This is a genomic window from Desulfovibrio sp., assembly GCF_035644575.1.
In the GTDB taxonomy this organism is placed as follows: domain Bacteria; phylum Desulfobacterota; class Desulfovibrionia; order Desulfovibrionales; family Desulfovibrionaceae; genus Desulfovibrio.
On the sequence record NZ_DASQOG010000121.1, the window covers coordinates 1 to 20,400 of the forward strand.

The window sequence follows — 20,400 nt, forward strand, 5'->3', positions numbered from 1 at the left end:
ATTCTTGATCCTGTTCCGGCCACGCTCTGGCCGCAGATACTGGACAAACTGAAACAGTTCGCCATGCGCGACATTGACGATATTCCTGAAATGCAGGGCCAGGGATGGGCCTGTTTTGAGGACATGCTCGATACTGACTGGGTGACGGCCCCGCCGCAGAAAGGCGCGTACATCGTGTTCTCCCTGCGGCTGGATATGCGGCGCATACCAGCTGGTGTGGTCAAAAAGCACGTTGCCCTTGCCCTTAAGGAAGAAAAAAAACGCATGGGCGAACAGGGCAAGAACTACATTGCCCGCGAGCGCAAAAAAGAACTCAAGGAGCAGGTGCTGCTGCGCCTGCGCTCCCGTTTTTTGCCTGTTCCCGGCGAATTCAACGTGCTCTGGGCCACAGACAAGAACGAAGTCTGGTTTGCGTCCACCCAGAACAAGATGATCGACCTCTTCCTGGAAGAGTTTCTCAAAACATTTGAGCTGCACCTGGAGCAACTGACGCCCTACAATCTGGCGGTCTCCATGCTGGACGAAGAAAGCCTGATCCGTCTGGACAAGCTGGAACCCACGCAGTTCGCTCCCCTTTCCTGATGACGGCACGGAGACCCCATGAACATGCCTTATCTTGGCGAATCCACTGACAGCATTCTCGGCAAGGAATTTCTGACCTGGCTCTGGTACCAGAGCGACACCGCCCCCGGCGCGTTCACTGACAAGGACGGCGCACCCTTTGCCGTTTCCATGGAACAGCGCATCGTGGTGGAAGGCGGCGAAGGCGATGCCCGCGAAACAGCCTCTGTTTCTGGCTCGCTCTCCCCTCTCCGCGAGGCCCGCTTTGGCCTTGGCAACGGCAAACAGGTCAGCCGCGCCCTGCTGCGCCTTGAAAAAGAAGAGCTCGCCTTTCAGGTCAGCCTCAAGGCCGAGGATTTCGGCCTCAACAGCCTCAAGACCCCCAAGCTCGACAAGGGCGACAGCGATGACGACCCGGACGCCCTCTTGCTTGAAAAGTTCTATCTTATGGAAGTGTGCACCGGCCTGCTGGATGCCCTGTACGCCCGCTTTTTGAAGCTGCGCCTCTCGTCTGGCTGGCAGAAGGAAGTGGACGACATGCGCCAGTGGATGACCCGCACGGAGTAAACTTTTTTCATGAGCACCCCGCCCGCATCTGCCGCAAAAGGCCGTCTTTCCGGCCCGCTACTGCACGTTTTACGCAAAACGTTGTGGATGCTGCTTGTGCTGTGGGGCATCACCATTATCAGCTTCTGGGTCATCCATCTGGCCCCCGGCTCGCCCACAGATATGGAAACCACGCTCAATCCGCTGGCTGGCGCTGCGGCGCGTCAGCGGCTTGAGGTGCTTTACGGGCTGGATCGCCCCCTCCATGTGCAGTACTGGGACTGGCTGACCCGCATCGTGCATCTGGATTTCGGCAATTCCATGTCTGCCGATTCCCGCCCGGTGCTGACCAAGATTCTTGAGCGCCTGCCCCTCACCGTGGGCATGAACGTTATTTCACTGGTGCTCACCCTGCTCATTGCCATCCCGGTGGGCATTGTTTCTGCCTGCCGGCAGAATTCGCTGCTGGACAAGTCCGTCACGGTGCTGGTTTTTCTGGGTTTTGCCATGCCGTCCTTCTGGCTGGCCCTGCTGCTCATGATGTTTTTTGGCATCGAGCTGCAATGGCTGCCCATTTCCGGCCTTACATCCATGAATTACGAGCAGTTGAGCGCCTGGGGCAAGTTTTGCGATCTGGCGCGGCATCTGGCCTTGCCCACGCTGGTGTATACCGTGGGCGGGCTGGCGGGCATGTCGCGTTACATGCGGGCCTGCATGCTTGAGGTGCTGCGGCAGGATTATATTCTCACGGCGCAGGCCAAGGGGCTGGGCGCTGGCGCGGTTATCTGGCGGCATGCCCTGCGCAACGCTCTCTTGCCCGTCATAACCCTGCTGGGCCTTTCTGTGCCGGGGCTTATCGGCGGCAGCGTCATCATTGAATCCATATTTGCCCTGCCGGGGCTGGGCCAGTTGTTTTACGGCGCTGTCATGGCGCGCGATTACACCATGATCATGGGCAATCTGGTGCTTGGGGCAGTGCTTACGCTCGCGGGCAACCTGCTGGCGGATTTCTGCTACGGGATCGCAGATCCGCGCATCCGCAACGCAAAGGACAACGCCTGATGCTGCCCCGCGCCGTCAAAAAGCTGCTTGGCCGCAATCTCATGCTTGCACTGGGGCTTGTCATTGTGCTTGCCATGTCGCTGGCCGCGCTCCTTGCCCCGTGGATTGCGCCCTTTGACCCCAACGCCCTGCATCTGGACAATATTCTGGAGCCGCCCTCCTCCCGCTTTCTGCTGGGCACAGACCGCCTTGGGCGCGATGTTTTTTCGCGCCTGCTTTACGGCGGCAGGGTTTCGCTGTGGGTAGGCTTTGTAGCTGTGGGCATATCGGTCAGCATAGGCACGGTTCTTGGCCTCGTGAGCGGCTATTTCCGCCGCTGGGTGGATGAGTGCATCATGCGCGTGGTTGACATCATGCTCTGCTTTCCGTCATTTTTTCTTATTCTGGCGGTTATTGCCTTTCTTGAACCCAATCTTACCAATATCATGGTGGTTATTGGGCTTACCTCATGGATGGGCGTTACCCGCCTTGTGCGCGCAGAGGCGCTTACCCTGCGCGAGCGTGAATTTGTCGACGCCGCGCGGCTGGCTGGCACATCCACTGCGGGCATATTGTTTCGACATATACTGCCCAATGCCCTTGCGCCCGTGCTGATAACGGCTACACTGGGCGTTGCCGGGGCCATACTGGTAGAATCTAGTCTCAGCTTTCTGGGGCTTGGCGTGCAGCCCCCCGCAGCCAGTTGGGGCAATATGCTCATGGACGGCAAAGCCGTGATTGAAACCGCGCCCTGGCTGTCGGTGTATCCCGGTCTGGCCATCCTGATAACGGTATTGGGCTATAACCTTCTGGGTGAAAGCCTGCGGGATATCTTTGATCCGCGCCTTCGCCAATAGTTTGAAATGTAAGGGCATCCAAGATAGTTAAAGTTCTACATTAAGTACATAAACCGCCATAAAAATACGTTAAAGCCATGCTTGAATACCTGCGCATTCGCAATCTGGCCCTCATTGAGGACATGGAACTGGAGTTTTCGCCCGGCATGAACGTGCTGACGGGTGAAACCGGGGCGGGGAAGAGCTTTATCCTTAAAGCGCTGGGCTTTCTGCTTGGCGACAAACTTTCGGCGGATATGGTTCGCGCGGGTGCTGAGCGCGCCCAGGTAGAGGCCCTGTTCAGCACAAAAGATGCCGACATGGTTCTGCGGCGCGAAATTGTGGCGGAGACAGGCCGCAGTCGCCTGTACATCAACGATGAACTACGCTCGCAAGACAGCCTGCGCGACCTGCGTAATCGCCTTGTGGCCCACACCAGCCAACACGCCCAGCAAAAACTGCTTCAATCCTCATTTCAGGCCAAACTGCTGGAAAGCGGCCTGAGCTGTCCCGAGCTTCTGCGCCAGCGGGACGACCTGCTTGCGCGCCTTCAGGCCAATGCGGCCCAGCGCTCTGCCCTGCTTGAGCGTCAGGCCGGGCTGGGCGAACGGCGCGAGCTGCTTGAAATGCAGCAGCAGGAGATCGACAAGGTTTCTCCCGAAGAAGGCGAAGAAGAAAAACTGGAAGAAATTCGCGCGCTGGCCCGCTCCATGGAGCACCAGCAGGAGAATTACGAGCAGGCGCTCATTTTGCTGCAAGGCGATGAGCAGGAAGGCGTGATCGACCAGTTGGGCCAGCTTGAAAAGCTCCTGCAGCGCATGTGCCGGGAGGACGAATCCCTTCAGGCTGATGCCGACGCCGTGGCTGCCCTGCGCCAGCAGCTTGCCCACCTCGGCGGCAGGCTTCGCCGCCCGCCTACCCTGCCGGGGCTTGATGAAATGCCCGACATGGATCATCTGGAAGAGCGCCTGTTTGCCCTTGCGCAACTCAAGCGCAAGCTGCACAGAACCCTGCCGGAGATTCTTTCCCTGCGCGAAGAAATTTCCGAGAACCTTTCCTTCCTTGATGTATGCGCCCTGGACATCACCCGGCTGAACAAGGAAGCGGCAGCTCTTGCCGCAGAACTTGCCGCCGTGACCGCCCGCATTATCCCGGCGCGCCGCGAGGCAGCATCCGCCATTGCGGCCAAGCTGGAAAACGAACTGCGCCAGTTGGGCTTTTCGGATCAGGTGCGGGTATTGCCCGATTTTGCCGTGCAGGAAATCTGGCCCGGCGTTACGGACGAGCGCGGGCGCATCCTTTGGGCCCCCAACCCCGGTCAGCCCCCGCAACCGCTGGATAAAATCGCCTCGGGCGGCGAGCTTTCGCGCTTTTTGCTGGCGCTTGCCAGTGTGCAGCAGGATGACGAAGGCGCTACATTCATATTTGACGAAGTCGATGCAGGCGTTGGCGGCATGACCCTGAACAAGCTGGCCGAAAAGCTCTACGCGCTGGCCGAAACGCGCCAGATGCTGCTTATCACCCACTGGCCGCAACTGGCAGCCCGCGCCCGCAGGCACTTTCAGATTGTTAAGATGGTGCGCGACGGGGAAACCTTTACCCTCTGCTCTCCCCTTAACAAGTCAGACCGCCACGCCGAGCTTGCGCGTATGGCAGGCGGCGGCGAACAGGGCGAGGCGCTGGCCCGCAGCCTGGAAAAATAGCACTCTGCAAAATTTGCCGTGTGGTTTAATGCCATGCGGCATTTTTCTTTCATACTTGCCGCGACATTATCGTGCTGCGGCCAGTATCTACGTATCTTTCTGACAATTTTTTGACTTTTTCTAAACTTTTTGCCCTTTTTCAGGGCTGCAATGAGAACTGGCACTTATCTTGCTAATACCTTTCCCAGATAACGAAAAGGCAAATTTGACCATAGCCACAGGGGGAGCATGTGACTAACGAAAATAATAATTGCATAAGCGCCATGCTCCATATGCAAACTGGCGCTCCCGAAGCCGCCTCGCATGTACGGCATGGGCAGTTTGCGGGGCAACCGCTTTCGGGCCTGGACGAAGCATCGGCCAGAGCCTTGCGAAGCCTGGCAAAGGATGGCGAAGGGCTTGTTACGGCGCTTGAAGCGCGGCTTGATGCGCTTCAGGAAGCCTTTATGGACATGCTGAACACGCAGCTTGAAGAACGCCACCTCCGGCCCGAAGACCGTCTGCATGTGTATGTTTCGTCCGAGGGAACCCTGGTGGTTGAAGGCAACGACAACGACGCCAACCTGCTGTGCGACATCATCACGCGCAAGCCGGATTTACAAAAGAGCTTTAAGCAGATGGCCCAGGTGGCCATGCTCTCGCACGGTGTAGAACTGGCGACCCAGATCCATAATGATATTATCGATCAGGTTGAAGACGCCAATCCCCTGCTTGGGCACTACCATATGTGCCTTAAGGGACCGCTCTCGCATTTCTACATCCGTTAGAGCTTGCCAAAGTCGAACAAGCGACTTATTGTAATGCTTGACCAAATGGGGGCGCACTGGTTTCGACGGGGACGTGGAAGCCTTAGCGGCAGGTCGAGGCGCCGCTGGCCTCGTAAAAAGCGGCAACAAAAGTAATTGCCAACAACGATTACGACTACGCTTACGCTGCCTAAAAACAGCGAGGCAACGACCGCTTAGGCGGTCACGTCATTCTGGGCCATGTCTGATAACCCTGAATGGCGACACTTATCAGGCTGGCGGAAACTGGTGCTCACCGGGGTTTTCCGCGAGGAGTTTACCGGCGAGATTGCCGTGATGCGCCCGGTCAGGGGCTACCACCACGGTGAAATTAATACCTGACATAAACCTGTAGATGCTTCGTGTGGACAGTTCGCGGACGGGGGTTCAACTCCCCCCGCCTCCACCACCCCCACAAATTAAAGTGGCTTATACGATCTGGATAAGACGTATAAGCCACTTTTTGACATTAGAGCATCAAGCATCATTTGCATTAACATATTGCAGAAGCAAGTGACATTGATTAATTTATGCAAAATATAAACCGCCAACATGTTAGCAACGAGTCGCCAATCAAATCTATAGCAATAATATAAGAGTTGCAATAAAATGAACCAGTACGATTTTTCTAATTTAAATCCTAATGAATTTCAGACTCTAGCAAACGATCTGCTTAGTAGGCTCTTTAATACCCATATAGAAATGTTTAAACTTGGTAAAGATATGGGTATTGATGGACGTTTTTTTTGCTATGAAGAAGACCTGCCAATAATAATTCAAAGCAAGCATTATGCAACATCAGGATTCAGCAAGCTTTTATCCGACTTAATCAAAGTTGAACTTCCAAAAATTTTCAAAATTACTATTAAAAAATATATTCTTGTCACATCTGTTCCCTTGTCGCCATATGAAAAAGAAAAAATTCAAAATGGATTTAGTCCTTTTATAAAGAAACCTACTGATATTTTCGGAAAAGATGATATTAACTCCCTTTTACGAAGATTTCCAGATGTAGAAAAAAATTACAATAAATTATGGATTCCTAGCTCTACAGCTTTAATACATTTTTTAAACACAAAAAATACCAATATTAGCCAACATTTTATTTCAGAAGCCAAGCGAAAGAGCGCTGACTATGTAAAGACAAAAACTCATTTTCAAGCCAAAGAAAAAATTACAGAAAATAACGTTCTCGTCATAACAGGTGACCCAGGAGTTGGGAAGACAACTTTGGCAGAACAACTTTGCCTTGAAATAGTTAACGATGGCTATAGTCCATATGTAATAACAAGTGATATCGAAGAAGGCTTCTCATCGCTTGCAAATGATGAAAAACAGGTATTTTACTTTGATGACTTTCTTGGGAAAAACTATATTGAGACACTTCATACCAATGAAGACTCAAAAATCATGCAATTTATCAATATAATTTCTAAAGCTAACAACAAAAAATTCATTCTAACGTCACGAACTGCGATATTGGACCAAGGATATCGCGTTGGCCCATCATTTTCCAATGGAAAAATCAAGAAAAGAGAATATCTGATTAATATTTCAGAATACAGCAATATTGATAAGGCGAGAATATTTTACAGTTTTTTATGGAAAAGTGATTTAAGTATTGATTTCTTAAAATATATCATTGAAGACGAAAACTATTTAAAAATAATATTGCACAGAAATTATAATCCAAGATTACTTGAATTTATCACTTCAAGTGACCATGTCGACTTAGAAAACTCCAATTTATATTTAGATTTTATCAACAAATCACTCAACAACCCTGAAGAAATATGGAAGCATCCATATTATGTGCAATTAGACAACTCTGCACGTGTCATTGTTGATCTAATTGTTTTCAGCAATGGAAACATAAAAGAACAGCCCTTAAGAGAAGCTTATTACAATTTTCAGAAGAAAAACCTCATTCTCAACAATTCAAGTATTTCTAAAGAATTTGACTTTATCATATCCATACTCATTCGTTCTTTCGTTAAAAAAACTATTATAATAAAATTAAATAAAGAAGAAATTATTTTCTCACTATTCAACCCCTCTATATCAGATTTTATTATTTCACAGTATTCTAAAAATTACAGTCATATTGCAGACATTATTTCACTTTATGAAAGCGATGATGGAATTGGTTTCCTTGAAAGAGCAACATTTCATCACCAAGACATATCAGAAAACGTTGCTAAATTAATTTGCTCTAAAGTCAACAAGAATGACCTATGTTCCGATATCAAATATATTCGACTTGGAAATTTGTTAGACTCTGAAACATTCATATCTATATATGGTCATTTTTCAATCAATGATACATGCAAACTCATTGCAACTTTAAAAAATATTACATGCGAAACATTAGAATTCTGTTCAAAAATACTTTCATTGTGTTATTCTTCTTGCAGTAAAATGGATGTTTACAACCTATTTATAGCGATTCTAGACTGTGAAATTGAATACAATGAATTAGAAATATTATCATCACTATTATTAGAATATCCACTAGATTTTCATTCTAATGATATTAATGAAAAATTTTATGGAAACCTTCTCGACCTATGGAAATATGAAAAAATAGAAGAATTCGCTACTGAAAATATAGAAAATTTTACAGAAGATGAAAGCTCTGTCTACGATGAAGAAATCGATGAATCCTATTCAATTGACAAAGACGCACTTGCATCTCTTATTATAAATGAAACTTCTGAACTCGTTACCCCGATTAGTAATCAAGATGCTTTAGATATTATTAACTATACAGATTTAAATAATATCGCCTCTAGTTTCTATCGGAACGAGAGTACCAGTAGTAGTTCCAGCGGCCATTACAGCCCCGGAGATCAAGATATTCGTGGATTATTCGAAGGTTTTCTAACTGCAAAATTTGGATAATTTATCCGCTTGCAGAAAAGTATTTTTCTCTCAGATTCCCCCTACCAATCCATGGGCTTGCCAAGCGGGCCACGAGGGATATCCGGCCCAAAGGTATAGGCACCGGGGCGTTGCACGTCGCTCAGTTCACGGCGGGCATGCAGTATCAGCTCCTTGTGCAGGGCTGACACGTCATAACCCTGCTGCGGCACCACAAAGGCTTTGAGTCTGTATCCCTCGTCCTGCCGCATCAGCCGCACAAGGCACTGTTTTACCCCTTCGTAGCGCTCGATGACCGAGGCCACATACTGGGGAAACACATTGATGCCGCCCACCTGCACGGCTTTGTCGATACGCGCACCCGGTCGCAGGTGCCGCTGGCCTGTCCAGGTTACGTTATCCATCAGCGGGTAATGCTGCACCACGCCATCCGGCAAGCAGCGCACCAGCGCGTTGCCGTGCTCCCCTTCCCCCCGCGCCACATGCGGCAACAGTTCATAATCGGCTTCCGGCTCAAAGCGGCCGCAAACCACACCCATCTCTGACGAGCCAAAAAATTCCAGCACGCGAAAACCCTGACGCTCCAGCGCGTACATCACCTCGGGCGGCGTGGGCGATGTGCCGGTCAGCAGGGTAATCCCCTGCCCCGCCTCCGAGCTGGAGGCCTGCCATCCCCGCATATCCACAAGGCGCGACAGCAACAGGGGTATGCTGATAACAAGATCGCCGGGGCGCATTTGCGCCTCAACCATTGTCGGCAAAGGCGGCACGCTGCGGATGGGCACCCCGAGGCTCAGGGGCAACAGCAAGCCAAACGTAAAACCGTACATATGATGCATGGGGACGGCGATCAGCGCCGAGGTTCTGTCCGCCACAATGGGTGCCAGACTGGTCACTTCCTGCCGGATGTGGCTTTCCTTATGCGTGCAGGGCTTGGGCTTGCCTGTTGAGCCGGAAGTAAAAAACGTGAGCGAACGGTCGCTGTTTTCCCACTGCTGCAAAACTTGTTGCGAAAAATCGCCGCACAGCCCGCCAACCTCGGGCGCTGCCGCAGTGGTGTGAAACATGGCGTTGCAGCGCTGCGCCATGTTTTCCAGCGCAGTGGCATCAAGCCCAAGCGATTCCCACCGCATGGATGCAAACTCGTGCGGCGCGCGCGCCTCAAAGCTCAGCGGATTGCGCTGGCTCAACTCTGCCTGCGCCACGGATTGCACAATCGCCGTAACAGCCCTGAAATCAAGAATTGCAATCCGCTCTAGCGGCCAGGATTCCATTACGCACCCCGCACTTCGATTAATGCCTGTCTGCCGCTTGCAGCCGCAGTGCAGACGCAGTTAACAGCTCCAGACCTAGTCGTCTGCGGTATGTCCAGGGCCAGCATCACATCCAGAGCCTGCGCCAGCGGCCCATGACCGTACAGATGTTCATGATTTGTCCAGCCCGGCCCGGATGCGGCACCCGAGGCAAAAACAGGGCCGCCCGCTTCCGGCTGTTGCCCCCACCGCACCCGCAACGAGGACGCACCCGCAGCTTGCCTGCCCAGACACAGGGCAACGGCCCCTTCCGTCTGGGGGTACTTGCTGCTTAAATATTCCGGGCAGCAGCGGGAAAAACGGCTGTCGATTTCGTCCACCGCGCACAGCAGCACCCTCTCGGCCCGCCCCGCACCCAGCAGGGCTGCCGCCGTGCTCACGGCACCGGCAAAAGAAAGCTCAAACTGCGAAATGGTAAAACACGGCCCCTCAATGCCAAGCAGCAGGCTGAGCAGGCCCGCGCCCATATTGTTGACGGCATGCGAAAAGGCCGTTGGCGAGGAAAGATGCGGCCCGTTGTCCAGAATGGAATCCATAAAGTCCATGCTCATTTGCGAGCTGCTGTAGGCCGTGCCAAACACAAGAGCTGTACGGTGCAGGAGTTCTTTTTGTCGCCAGCCCGCCGCATCCAGAGCCTGCACACAGGCCAGAAGCGCCATACGCGCATATCGGGGAATGCGGCGCAGCGACACGCCCGGCAACAATGCCGCGAGAGGAGAAATATCGGGGGCAGATATTGCAGGCGCTTGCCCTCGCTGTATGGCAGCAAGGGCATCCTTGCCGCCGATACTGTGCACAAGCCCGGTTCCCGCCACAGAAAGCGCTGCACTGCTCATGGCTTCACCCTCCCCAGAACCAGAGCGGCATTGCCGCCGCCAAAACCCAGCGAGGTTGAAAGCGCAAATGGCGACGATGCCGCAAGGGCGCTCTGCGTGGGCGCAAAACCTATTTCAGGGTCAATATTGAAAAAACCCGGCGAGGCCGGAACCGTGCCGTTGCGCAGGGCCGCGAGCGTCAGCACGGCTTCCAGCGCGCCAGCAGCCCCGAGAGTGTGCCCCGTGCCGCCCTTGCTGGCCCATACGGGCACCCCCGGCAACAGGGTGCGCAAAAGCCGCCCTTCAACCTTGTCGTTCTCGCGGGTAGACGTGCCATGCGCGTTCACAAAGGCCATATCTGCCGCTGTGAGGCCAGCCTGATCCAGAGCCGAGCCGATGGCGAATGCCAGCCCCCGCCCTTCAGGATGCGGCGCGGTAAAATGGTGCGCGTCGGAGGCGTTGCCGTAGCCCAGCACATGCCCGAGCACTGCGGCATTGCGCGCGCGGGCATGCTCGGCGCTTTCCAGAACAAGCGCGGCTGCGCCTTCGCCAAGGTTCAGGCCTTTGCGGTCGCGGTCAAAGGGGCGGCAGGGCTGGTCGGAATATATCATCAACCGCGCAAAACCCGTATGAGGCACGAGGCTCAGGGCATCTGCGCCGCCGCAAAGCACGCATTGGCACTGGCCTGTGGTGATGAGATCCATTGCCAGACCAATGGCGTCCGCGCCGGATGTACAGGCATCGGTAACGGTAAGCCGCGGGCCGTGGGCCTCCACGTCCATCACCAGCGCAAGATTGGCGCTAAAGTAGTCGTCACGGTCAGCCCCATTTGCGCAGGAGCATACAAATGATGCTGATGCCGATGCAGCAGCCTGCTCTGGCGTGGTTCCACGGCTGGCGGCGTAAGACTCCAGAAAGTGCGATGCGCTCCCGGCGGTCGTGCCAAGTACAACGCCCGCCTCACGCAGCAGATGCCGGGGCAGTGCGGCCTCGACCAGCGCGCTGTGGCACACGGCCCTTGCGAGCGTAAGGGTATCCTGCGCGGAATGCTTGCGGCCGCCGGGAAAGTGCTTTTCAGCAAGCCCGAAAAACGGATATGGCAAGGCCCGGCTGTCCAGCACACTAGCCGAAACAAGCCCGCCCTGCCCGCTTTGCAGGCCATCCAGAACCGCAGCCGGGCTGTCACCCGCCGCGCACAGACAGGCCATGCCTGTTACAACAACGCCTGAACCGTGCTGCATTGCTTTTCTCACGCCTGCGCTTTGCGGGCGCAGATAAAGTCTGCAAGGCCGCTCACTGAGGTAAAGGCCTTGCGGGCTTCTTCGGCATCAGCAATGGCTACGCCAAAATGCTTTTCAACCACGACCACAAGTTCCACCGCGTCCAGCGAGTCCAGCATCAGGCCGGAATCACCAAACAACGGGGCCGAGGAATCAATGTCTTCCACGGTAACGTCTTCAAGGCGCAGGCCATCAATAATTGCCGTTTTCAGGGCGGATTCCATTTCGTTTTTTGTCATCATTGCGACCACATATCGTAAAAATTAAAGAACTGGTACGGGTGCCGTTCCACAACAGTCTCCAGAGCTGCGGCAAACTGCTGCGCATACGGCTGAAAAACAGAAACATCGCGGCGCGGCAAACCAGCAGGAACCGCCAGCCGCTCTGCCTTAAAAACCCTTGTGACGCCTTTTTCCCGCACGGTAAAAAGCATGAGCAGTTCCGCCCCCGTGACGGAAGCCAGCGCGTAAGCGCTGGCAGGGATGCGGATGCTCCCCCCCATAAACATGACCTCAACGCCCTGCCCGGCCTGACGTGTACCGTGCAGCCGGTCGCCCATAAGGCAGACAACTTCGCCGCGCCGCAGCGCTGCCGCAGCCTCGACCATGGAACCCACAGGGTCCGCCGAATCAATGATCTTGAACGGCCTGCCCTTACCATGCTGGAAGTAGTGTTTGCCCTGATCCTCGGGATTGTGCAACTGCACCACGTTCACCGGGCGGTCAAACTGCTCCAGCCCCGCAATGCCCACCTGCCATGCGCCAATGTGGGCGGTCAGCACAATGCAGCCATGCGGGTTGGCCCCTGCCTCGGCAAATCGCTGCCGCACATGCTGGTCCGTTTCGCAAAAAGGAAACCGCCCGGTAACCCCGGCAATCATCCTGTCCAGCAATACCTGCCCGAAATTCAGATACAGGCGGTAGGCATGCACAAACCTGCTCAAGGCTCCGGCGAGGGGAAAGCGGCGGTCAATATAGGCCGCGCAGCGCTGGCGCACATGGGGCAGCATGGCATAATACAATACAACAAAGGCCAGTACCATTCGCGCTGCAAAGACCATCCGGCAGCGCACCAGTACTTCAAAAAAACCGTACTGAAGCCGGGAACCAAGCGCGGCGGCCACTGGTCGCTTATTCTGCATGGCTGCCCCCGTTGCCGCCCTCTTGCCGCATGCGCGTCATGCCGCGCGCCGCAAGATAGGCCAGCGCGCCCACCACGGCCCCTGCAAGCAGGCCCAGCACCGGGGCAAGAACAAGCGCACCTACAAACCAGTCGAGTATGCGCTGGGGAGCTTCATAGCCGAGGGTCTGCACAGAAAATTCCGTCAACCAACTGCCCCTGCGCAGCCTGTAGCCAAGCAAAACCCCAAGGCCCGGCACAAATGGGGGCCACGTGAGCGGGATCATGGCCAGCGCGCAAAGCCTGTTCAACCGCAGCCAGCCAATGCACAGTAAAAGCAGAATACTCTGCAAACCCGGCAAAGGCAGCGTGGAAACCGCTATGGCAACAGCAGCGGAACGCCCCAGCTGCCACGGAGTGGCCCTGTCTGCAAGCAGACGGCGCAGGGAATCCATGGGGTGCAGCAAGGATATGCGGCCCTGCTCGTCCACGCTGTGCTGGCGAAAGGGCACAGGCACCAAGGCTCGGATGGTCAGCCGCGTGTTCAGCAGAGAAATACGCACATTGTCCTTGAGCGCCTTGAAATGCGATACGCGTTCTTCCCTCGGCGGATAATACACGCGAATATCAATCTCGCGCACGTCAAATCCGGCCCATGCGGCGCGGACCAGCACTTCAACCTCAAAAGCGTAGCCCGGTTCCGTGAATTTCAGGCAGTCCAGCACGCGCAAAGGATAGACGCGAAACCCGCTTTGCATGTCGCGCACCCGCTCCCCTGTCTGCACGCGCATCCAGAATGCGGAAAACGCCCTGCCAAAACGGGACGACCCCGGCACATGCGGTACATTAAAATTTCTGCAGCCCACAATGATTGCGTTGGGATGCTGCGCAATGGCCTGCAAAAAAAAGGGGATATCCTCCGGGTAATGCTGCCCGTCGGCATCCAGCGTAATCATATGCGTTGCGCCTAGCCGTGCGGCCTCAGCCGCGCCAGCCAGCAGGGCCGCACCCTTGCCGCCGTTGCGGGGCAGGCGCACCAGGGTAATGGGCAAGCCATCCAGACGATCAGCACTGCCGTCTGTAGAACCGTCGTCCACCACAATGATCGTGCCGCACTGGTTCAGGGCGCGCTGCACCACATCGCGCAGGCCTTCACGGTGGTTGTACACCGGAATGACCACGGCAATTACTGGCGGCATGCGACCTTGCCCTGACGCCACTGGGCGCAGAATTCCCGGTAAAAGGCCGGCGGCTCCATGAGCAGTTTGCCGTCCAGATCAAGCATAAGCTGGGTTGTGCTGGCTGTGGTGGTCACAAGGCCGTCCGCGTCTTGAATGCGGTATTCAAAATCCATCACTGCGGCCTCATTCCAGAACAGCTCCGCGTGGATGGTGTATGTCTGGCCGTAGAGCAACGGATGGTGAAAATCCAGATGAAAAAGCTTGAGCGGGACCACAACGCCATTATCACGAAAATCCAGATAGCTCAGGCCATAGGCGCGACCCATGGCTTCCCGGCCATCCTCAAGCCAACTGGCATAGCGGCCATGCCACATGAAGCGCACGGCATCCACTTCTTCAAAGCGCACAGTTCGTTGAACGCTGACGCAGAGAGAAGGCACTTCCGGCGCGCAACGGCGGCGGGGACGTGAAGCGCGGTGCAGGCTCATAGGGCAGCAACCTCCAACAGTATGCGGGCTGCCAGGGTTTCACCGCTCTGTAAGGTGCATTCCCAGCGCCCTTCGCGCCGCCCCTTGCTCAAGGTCAGCAAAATATCCACATCCGGCCCAAGCGGCGCAAGAAATTTTGCCTGCGGCACACAGGCCAGGTCAGCGGAATGCCCCATTGCTTCAAGTGCAACCTGAGCCATGAGCACCTGAACCACAGCGGGTAACACTGGATGCCCAGGGAAATGCCCGGCAAACACCGCACTGTCTGCCGCAAAACAAAAGCTCTGCCGCCACGCGCCCTGCTCGGGCAGATGTTCCAACTGGCTGGCCGCTTGCAAGACGGCACGACGCATCATGCTCATAAATGCGAAATCTCCACAAAATACATGTCGATGGTCATTCCATCCTGCTCACTATATATGCCATTCAAACCATCAGCTGTGGGGCTGAACCGGGCCTTCCAGCCTTTGCCCTCAAGATTCGGCACAGCATCCTGACCGAGAGCAGGCAAAATTCTGTATACGGCCACGCCAGTACGGAACAACAGGCTGGCGGCCTCCCTGCCCATACCCTCAGCCGGGGTACATTGCATTTTTACTGGCTGCGCGCCTGCTGCGCCCTTTGCTCCACTGTCTGATGGAACATCCGGGCTGTACGTGCACACGCCCAGAGTTCTGCCGTGCGGGAGGATAAGGGCTATGCTCCCGCCCGCTTCAGTCATTTGCACTTCGCCCTGCACAGGCGCGCTCTGCCCGGCAATGGTCAGCCGCGCGCCGAACTGCGCTACCAGAGAACCTTTCTGCTGGCCTGCCTGAAGCGGCGGCAACTGCATTGTGCGCTGTGCGCCGCAAGCGGCAACAAGCCCCAACATCAGCAGCAATCCTATGTAACGTATGGCCTTCATGCCTGTTTTCCTTGCGTGCGGCAGAGTCTGGGCAAAAGCCACAAGGCCACAGGAACCTCCACAATCAAACCCCAGAAAATTACTTCACCCATAGCTTTAAGGGCCGGGTGTTGCGCAAGAGCCAACAGTCCCATACCCGTGAACGTGGTGAGAGAAGATACAACAACAGCCCGTTCCACACCCATTTTCACCCCGCTGACAAGATCGTGCGTGACCACAATACCGTGATCTGCCGCAAGGCCAAGCACCAGCGGCATTGCCGCCATGCCCGCCAATGTCAGGGGGTGGCTGGTGATGGACATCCACGCAAGTATACATGCAACGGAACACAACGGTGGCAAAGATGCAAGCAAGGTTCGCCGCGCATCGCGGAAGTATAAAAACAGAAGCGCCAGGCAGGCCATCCAGGCCAGGGGCACAAGCCGTTTTTCCATATCAAGCTGCTGCAACAGCGTAGTTTCAAGTTCACCGGGGGCCAACGCCATAGTTTGCGCGGCGAGAGCAGGTTCCAGACGGCTCACATCCGCCTTTTTACTGGTAAAGAGCAAAAGCCGAGCCGTGTGGTCATCAGCTTGCGGCGCATGCAAAAATACATCGATCATCTCGCCAAGGCCTGCGGCGCGCAGCACTGCCGGATCAAAGTCCGCCACCGGGCGTTCAAGCAACTGCGCAAAGGGGGCAAAGGCTTCTGCGGTGAATCCGTAACGCTGCGCGTCAGATGTCAAAAGGGTTTGAACACGCGGCCCTTCAGCTTTTGCAAAGGCTTCCCACCGTTGCACGTTGGCCTGCGCCTGCTCTGGCGAAGGCCACACATCGGTAAGGGTACCGATCTTGTTTTCCGGTTCCAGAACGCGCAGGGCCTGCGCTACAGCGCGGCCATTGGCAAGGACTGCGTCCGTTGTTGGCCCTTCGACCACGAGGATGTTGCTGTCGCGCGATCCCCAAATGGCCTTGAGCTTCTCGCCGTCCTGCTGCAATTGCGCCATATCCGCCCCCATGGTGCGGGGCGAAACATCCACGCGCACGATGGAAAACAAGGCGTAGCACAGCAGCAACAATCCAAAAACACATGCAAAAACACGTAGGGGCACAGGCTGACGCGGCGCTGTATTTTCCTTGCGCACAGGCAGGGGCGGCGTATTGAACCAGGGGCACACGGGGAGCACAACAACGGCCAGCGCAAAGCCCGCGCTCAAGGTCAGAAGGGCAAACAGGGCCAGCTGGCGTACCGCCGGGATGCCCGAAAGCAGCAATACAGCAAATCCGGAAGCATTGACCAGATACCCCTGAAACAGCGGCGGCGTAATATGCTCCAGCACATTTTCTGTTGAGTCGCCGCTGCGCAGGGCAAAATGCATATGCACGGCGTAGTCTTCCGCCACGCCAAGTACGGACGCGCCAAAACCCAGAGCCAACCCGGAGAGTGCTGGCGTGAGCAGGGTCATGCCGCCCAGGGCGAAGCTGGCTGCAAACGCAGGCACAAGCATAAGCCACAGGGCGCCGCGCGAGCGCACCAGCAAGGCGTACACCAGCACAAATCCCAGCATGGAAAAAAAGACGATATTGGTCACATCGCGCTGGATAACCTGCGCATTGACAGCGCTGTGCCGGTGCCCGCCCACCACAAGGCCCTGCATATCCGGGGCAAGATATTTCTGCATGGCGGCATGGATTGCGTTCATCAACTGAGCGGCGGCGCTGACATCGTGCAGGGAATGGGCTGGCCGCAGCACCAGCAACAGGTGTTTGCCGTCCGCGCTCACGGGGTAGCCCAGCACAGGGTCGGGCATGGCCCCGGCATGCTCTGCTGGCAGGCGTGAAAGCACAAACCGGCGCAAGCTCAGCGGATCGGCCCGCAGCCAGTCCTGCGCAGGGCCAGCGGCTAGGAGGCTGTTCAGATTGTCATGAGCCGAGCGCACGGCGGCATCAATCTGCGGGGCATCAGCTGCCTGTTGCAGTTGGGCCAACGTGGCATCATCCATAAAATACGGCAGCAGAGCCATGAGCGCCTGGGCATCGGGCATGCCCACGGCCCCCACTCTCTCAGCCATATCCCGCGGCAGATCGCCCACGATGGCGTCGGCAGCGCCTGCCAGCGCATACTTTCCGCCGTGGCGCTCTGTGGAAAGATCAATAAACAGCAGGCCAGAAGCCGGGGAAACATCCAGGGCTTTGGCCATGCGGCGCACCTGCGGCGCATCGTCGGGAAAAAAGGCCAAGCTGCTGGAATCTGGCTGTATTCGGGCAGCCAGCAAGGCAAAAACCGCCCAACAAACAAGAACCAGGCTGAATCCCAGAATCTTGTGTGAGCGTATCCAGCAATGAAGCCTGACAATGAAAGGCTTGCCCATAGGCCTACTGACCACCGCTCCCCGCTACTCCAAGCACGGCGCAGGGCGCTGGCAAGGCCTCGTTGACCCGAGTTTGTTTAAAGGCAATGCGCACCGTATCGCCGTTACGTTCTGCAAAGGTCAACTGGCGCACGCTCTTGAGATCATCAGCAAAGGTTACTTCAAGCTTTGCAAAAAAAGACTGGCGAAGGGGATACAGCAGAAGCATGGGTTTGTCGGCCTGCGGGCGCTCAAGCCTGTAGGAGGCGCGCAGGGCAGCAGGATCAATGCTGATCCAGTCCAGAATATTCCGGATTATCGCTGTAATAACAGTGGATTCCCGCTCATTGGCAGGACGCGTTGCTTCCGGTGAGCCTTCCCACAATGCCCCCCTTCCATGCTTGTAAATAAAGCCAGAGGCAAGAGGACGGGTATACGCCCAAAGCAGGCTGTCGGCGGTTTCAAAGCCGTTGTCATCCTTGCTGGCTGCACGCGCTGGGGCATTGCCTTCATGGCTGCCCCGGCGCAGGCAAAAATACCCTTGCGAAGTCATGGGGCGGGCCAGTACGGCCATGGATTTTTCCTGCACAAAATCTGCGCTCAAGCTGGCAATGCCGGCGCTTTGCAGTGCGGCAGCATCAAGCAGAGCCTCGGCGCTTGAAAGCGGCTGCTCCTGCGCAAATGCAAAAGTGGGCAGCACGGTAAAAGCCATAATACCAGCCAAGAGCAGCAGGCCCACAGATGAACGCATCAGGCCGTTTCCTCCGGCATAAATATCTTGAACTGCCCGGTGGCCAGCAGCTGCCCCTCGGCGTGCACCTCGCCGTCAACCACCGCAATTTCGCCAAGTCTGGCTGAGACGCGCACAAAGACCTCCAGGCGCTGCCCCACATGTGCATCTGCATGCACGGTCACATCGCGCAAGGCGGCAAGGTAGCCCCAGCCCGCGCAGGCACCGCCTGCGGCAAGCAGGCTGGCCCCGGCCCCGGCTGCAAAACACTGCGCCATGATCTCCGCATAGGCAACGCGCTCAAGTTTGCCGTCAGGCAGCAGAAAAGGATTATCTTCCCGCACTGCCGCCGTTGCCCGCGCTTCTTCCGAGCTAAAACTTTCAAGCCCGCTCAGAAGAAGCATGGGGGTACGGTGCGGCACAAAGGCTGTAAGAGACTGTTGCAAATCAGTATTCACTGCTCGCCACATTCCGACGGATGGCCTTGTCAAGAATGCCCACCCACTTGTTGTAATTGGGGTGGATGGAAGCGCTGCCGTCACTCTTGGCCTTGTATTCCATGTTGGTGCTGGCCTTGTAGTTTATGCTGTAATGCGTGGCCGTATAGGGGATGGACACCACCACAGTGTGCTTATTGCGCACCATGATTGTGGCTTCAATGGTATTGGGGGAAGGTTCAGAAACACGCCAGCCGGTATCAGCGCAGGATTTGACGATAGCATCGTGCATCTTTTTTTCAGAAATATTCTTGCTGGCTTCAGCAGAGGGGAAGTCATAGGCAAAGGTGCCAACAGGCTGGCCAAAACGGCAGCCAATGGCTGCAAGAGTCATCACCAGCACGGTAAGCAAAAAATATTTTTTCATTACAGTTACTCTCCTGTCACACACGTTAGATGTTTTACATAAAGGTTTCTGACATACCGCATCATGGCGCGATGCGGTAAAAGTTCTCCGGCAAAGTCTTGTGGCCATACCGGATCAAGAAACTCCATATGGATGGTAGCAGGATGAAAGCCCTTGGCACCAGGAGGAAACACCTGGAAGCTGTTATGAATAAGCAAGGGGAGCACAGGGCGACCAGCCTTGACAGCAACGTGGAAAGCACCAGCCCTGAACTTTCCCAGAGCACCAGTGCGGGTACGGCTGCCCTCTGGAAAAATCACCAGAGTAACCCCATCCCGCAGACGTTCAAGGCACAAAGCCTCGACCTGTTCTGCGGACAGGCTCTGCGCATCAATATATTCCGCGCTGCGCATGGTGGGCGCAAAGAAAAAGAGCAACCGGAAGGGCCAGCTTTTGGTTATCAGGCACACATTGGCCTGATCCTGCGCCGCAAGCAGATAAATATCCAAAAAAGACTGATGGTTGCACACAACAACCGACCCAGGATACTCCACTGCCATATGTGCGTTGCGAATGCGCACCGGCAGCCAAGGCCGCAAAAAAAACAGCGTAGAGCGACCATAAAGCCAGATATACCGCCGATTGACCGCGCACATGGCACCGGGAAAAACCGTGTGCAACGCGGCAATGCACAGTGTTAAAGGCAAAATAACAAGTGTCCAGCAAACAAAAATTGCACTTATGGCAATGTTTGACACAATATTACTGTTCCGCCTTGACGGTTCCTTCATCGCGCAAGGCCTCAATGAATGCATAAATGTCCCCAAGTGTCTGAATTTTTACCAGGGACTCTTTGTTTTGCAATTTGAAGTTGAAGGCCTTTTCCAGCACAATGACCATATCCACGATATCAAGGCTATCAAGCCCGAGGTCTTCCTTGATATGCGCTGTAGGAACAAGCTGATCCGGGGACAATTCAAATTCTTCACTCAAGGCCGCGTCAATCGTCTCTCTAATTTTATTATCGTTCATTCTTTCCCAACAT

At 55.2% G+C, this 20,400-nt stretch carries 22 protein-coding genes and 1 other RNA gene; 8 read left to right on the plus strand and 15 right to left on the minus strand.

What is annotated here, in order from left to right:
- The 8 genes from rdgC to VEZ52_RS06735 all read left to right on the plus strand — a co-directional run.
- The coding region (rdgC, locus tag VEZ52_RS06700) for a recombination-associated protein RdgC (protein WP_324836131.1) at window positions 1–582 on the plus strand (582 nt) is incomplete at its 5' end.
- Window positions 583–600: 18 nt separating this feature from the next.
- Entirely contained in the window at window positions 601–1,128 is a 528-nt protein-coding gene (locus VEZ52_RS06705; RefSeq protein ID WP_324836132.1) for a hypothetical protein, read from the plus strand.
- Between the two features lie 9 nt (window positions 1,129–1,137).
- A complete protein-coding gene (locus VEZ52_RS06710) occupies window positions 1,138–2,169 on the plus strand; it encodes an ABC transporter permease (protein ID WP_324836133.1) in 1,032 nt (343 codons plus the stop codon).
- Window positions 2,169–3,005 (plus strand): ABC transporter permease, encoded by an 837-nt coding sequence (locus tag VEZ52_RS06715; RefSeq protein ID WP_324836134.1) that lies wholly within the window; start codon window positions 2,169–2,171, stop codon window positions 3,003–3,005. The genes VEZ52_RS06710 and VEZ52_RS06715 overlap by 1 nt, the downstream gene beginning before the upstream one ends.
- Before the next feature lie 77 nt (window positions 3,006–3,082).
- On the plus strand, window positions 3,083–4,687 hold the full coding sequence (locus VEZ52_RS06720) for a DNA repair protein RecN (RefSeq protein ID WP_324836135.1): 1,605 nt from the start codon (window positions 3,083–3,085) through the stop codon (window positions 4,685–4,687).
- Between the two features lie 230 nt (window positions 4,688–4,917).
- On the plus strand, window positions 4,918–5,454 hold the full coding sequence (locus VEZ52_RS06725; RefSeq protein WP_324836136.1) for a hypothetical protein: 537 nt from the start codon (window positions 4,918–4,920) through the stop codon (window positions 5,452–5,454).
- 47 nt (window positions 5,455–5,501) lie between these two features.
- Window positions 5,502–5,881: a transfer-messenger RNA gene (ssrA, locus tag VEZ52_RS06730) on the plus strand.
- A gap of 200 nt (window positions 5,882–6,081) precedes the next feature.
- On the plus strand, window positions 6,082–8,373 hold the full coding sequence (locus VEZ52_RS06735) for a hypothetical protein (RefSeq protein ID WP_324836137.1): 2,292 nt from the start codon (window positions 6,082–6,084) through the stop codon (window positions 8,371–8,373).
- Window positions 8,374–8,414: 41 nt separating this feature from the next.
- On the opposite strand, the gene VEZ52_RS06740 is transcribed toward VEZ52_RS06735, so the two are convergent.
- The 15 genes from VEZ52_RS06740 to VEZ52_RS06810 form a co-directional block, all read right to left on the minus strand.
- Window positions 8,415–9,626, minus strand: coding sequence for an AMP-binding protein (locus tag VEZ52_RS06740; protein ID WP_324836138.1), 1,212 nt, complete (start codon window positions 9,624–9,626; stop codon window positions 8,415–8,417).
- Window positions 9,626–10,501 (minus strand): beta-ketoacyl synthase chain length factor, encoded by an 876-nt coding sequence (locus tag VEZ52_RS06745; RefSeq protein WP_324836139.1) that lies wholly within the window; start codon window positions 10,499–10,501, stop codon window positions 9,626–9,628. Before VEZ52_RS06745 ends, VEZ52_RS06740 begins: the two co-directional genes overlap by 1 nt.
- On the minus strand, window positions 10,498–11,721 hold the full coding sequence (locus tag VEZ52_RS06750) for a beta-ketoacyl-[acyl-carrier-protein] synthase family protein (RefSeq protein WP_324836140.1): 1,224 nt from the start codon (window positions 11,719–11,721) through the stop codon (window positions 10,498–10,500). The genes VEZ52_RS06745 and VEZ52_RS06750 overlap by 4 nt, the downstream gene beginning before the upstream one ends.
- An 8-nt stretch (window positions 11,722–11,729) precedes the next feature.
- Window positions 11,730–12,002, minus strand: coding sequence for a phosphopantetheine-binding protein (locus VEZ52_RS06755; protein ID WP_414649507.1), 273 nt, complete (start codon window positions 12,000–12,002; stop codon window positions 11,730–11,732).
- Complete coding sequence (locus VEZ52_RS06760; protein WP_324836141.1) at window positions 11,999–12,901, minus strand: lysophospholipid acyltransferase family protein; 903 nt, start codon at window positions 12,899–12,901, stop codon at window positions 11,999–12,001. Before VEZ52_RS06760 ends, VEZ52_RS06755 begins: the two co-directional genes overlap by 4 nt.
- Complete coding sequence (locus VEZ52_RS06765; RefSeq protein WP_324836142.1) at window positions 12,891–14,078, minus strand: DUF2062 domain-containing protein; 1,188 nt, start codon at window positions 14,076–14,078, stop codon at window positions 12,891–12,893. Before VEZ52_RS06765 ends, VEZ52_RS06760 begins: the two co-directional genes overlap by 11 nt.
- Entirely contained in the window at window positions 14,066–14,548 is a 483-nt protein-coding gene (locus tag VEZ52_RS06770; RefSeq protein ID WP_324836144.1) for an acyl-CoA thioesterase, read from the minus strand. The genes VEZ52_RS06765 and VEZ52_RS06770 overlap by 13 nt, the downstream gene beginning before the upstream one ends.
- The gene (locus VEZ52_RS06775) at window positions 14,545–14,910 is read right to left on the minus strand and encodes a hypothetical protein (protein ID WP_324836145.1); all 366 of its coding nucleotides are present in this window, start codon (window positions 14,908–14,910) and stop codon (window positions 14,545–14,547) included. Before VEZ52_RS06775 ends, VEZ52_RS06770 begins: the two co-directional genes overlap by 4 nt.
- Window positions 14,907–15,452 (minus strand): hypothetical protein, encoded by a 546-nt coding sequence (locus tag VEZ52_RS06780; RefSeq protein WP_324836146.1) that lies wholly within the window; start codon window positions 15,450–15,452, stop codon window positions 14,907–14,909. The genes VEZ52_RS06775 and VEZ52_RS06780 overlap by 4 nt, the downstream gene beginning before the upstream one ends.
- Window positions 15,449–17,632 (minus strand): hypothetical protein, encoded by a 2,184-nt coding sequence (locus VEZ52_RS06785; protein ID WP_324836147.1) that lies wholly within the window; start codon window positions 17,630–17,632, stop codon window positions 15,449–15,451. The genes VEZ52_RS06780 and VEZ52_RS06785 overlap by 4 nt, the downstream gene beginning before the upstream one ends.
- A 175-nt stretch (window positions 17,633–17,807) precedes the next feature.
- Window positions 17,808–18,533, minus strand: a complete 726-nt coding sequence (locus VEZ52_RS06790; RefSeq protein ID WP_324836148.1) for an outer membrane lipoprotein carrier protein LolA — start codon at window positions 18,531–18,533, stop codon at window positions 17,808–17,810.
- Window positions 18,533–18,970: a 3-hydroxyacyl-ACP dehydratase gene (locus tag VEZ52_RS06795; protein ID WP_324836150.1), complete on the minus strand. Its 438-nt coding sequence runs from the start codon at window positions 18,968–18,970 to the stop codon at window positions 18,533–18,535. The genes VEZ52_RS06790 and VEZ52_RS06795 overlap by 1 nt, the downstream gene beginning before the upstream one ends.
- Window positions 18,960–19,376: a hypothetical protein gene (locus tag VEZ52_RS06800; RefSeq protein ID WP_324836151.1), complete on the minus strand. Its 417-nt coding sequence runs from the start codon at window positions 19,374–19,376 to the stop codon at window positions 18,960–18,962. The genes VEZ52_RS06795 and VEZ52_RS06800 overlap by 11 nt, the downstream gene beginning before the upstream one ends.
- 5 nt (window positions 19,377–19,381) lie before the next feature.
- Window positions 19,382–20,113 (minus strand): lysophospholipid acyltransferase family protein, encoded by a 732-nt coding sequence (locus VEZ52_RS06805; RefSeq protein ID WP_324836152.1) that lies wholly within the window; start codon window positions 20,111–20,113, stop codon window positions 19,382–19,384.
- Window positions 20,114–20,117: 4 nt separating this feature from the next.
- Window positions 20,118–20,400: acyl carrier protein (locus tag VEZ52_RS06810; RefSeq protein WP_324836153.1), on the minus strand; the 283-nt coding region annotated here is incomplete at its 5' end.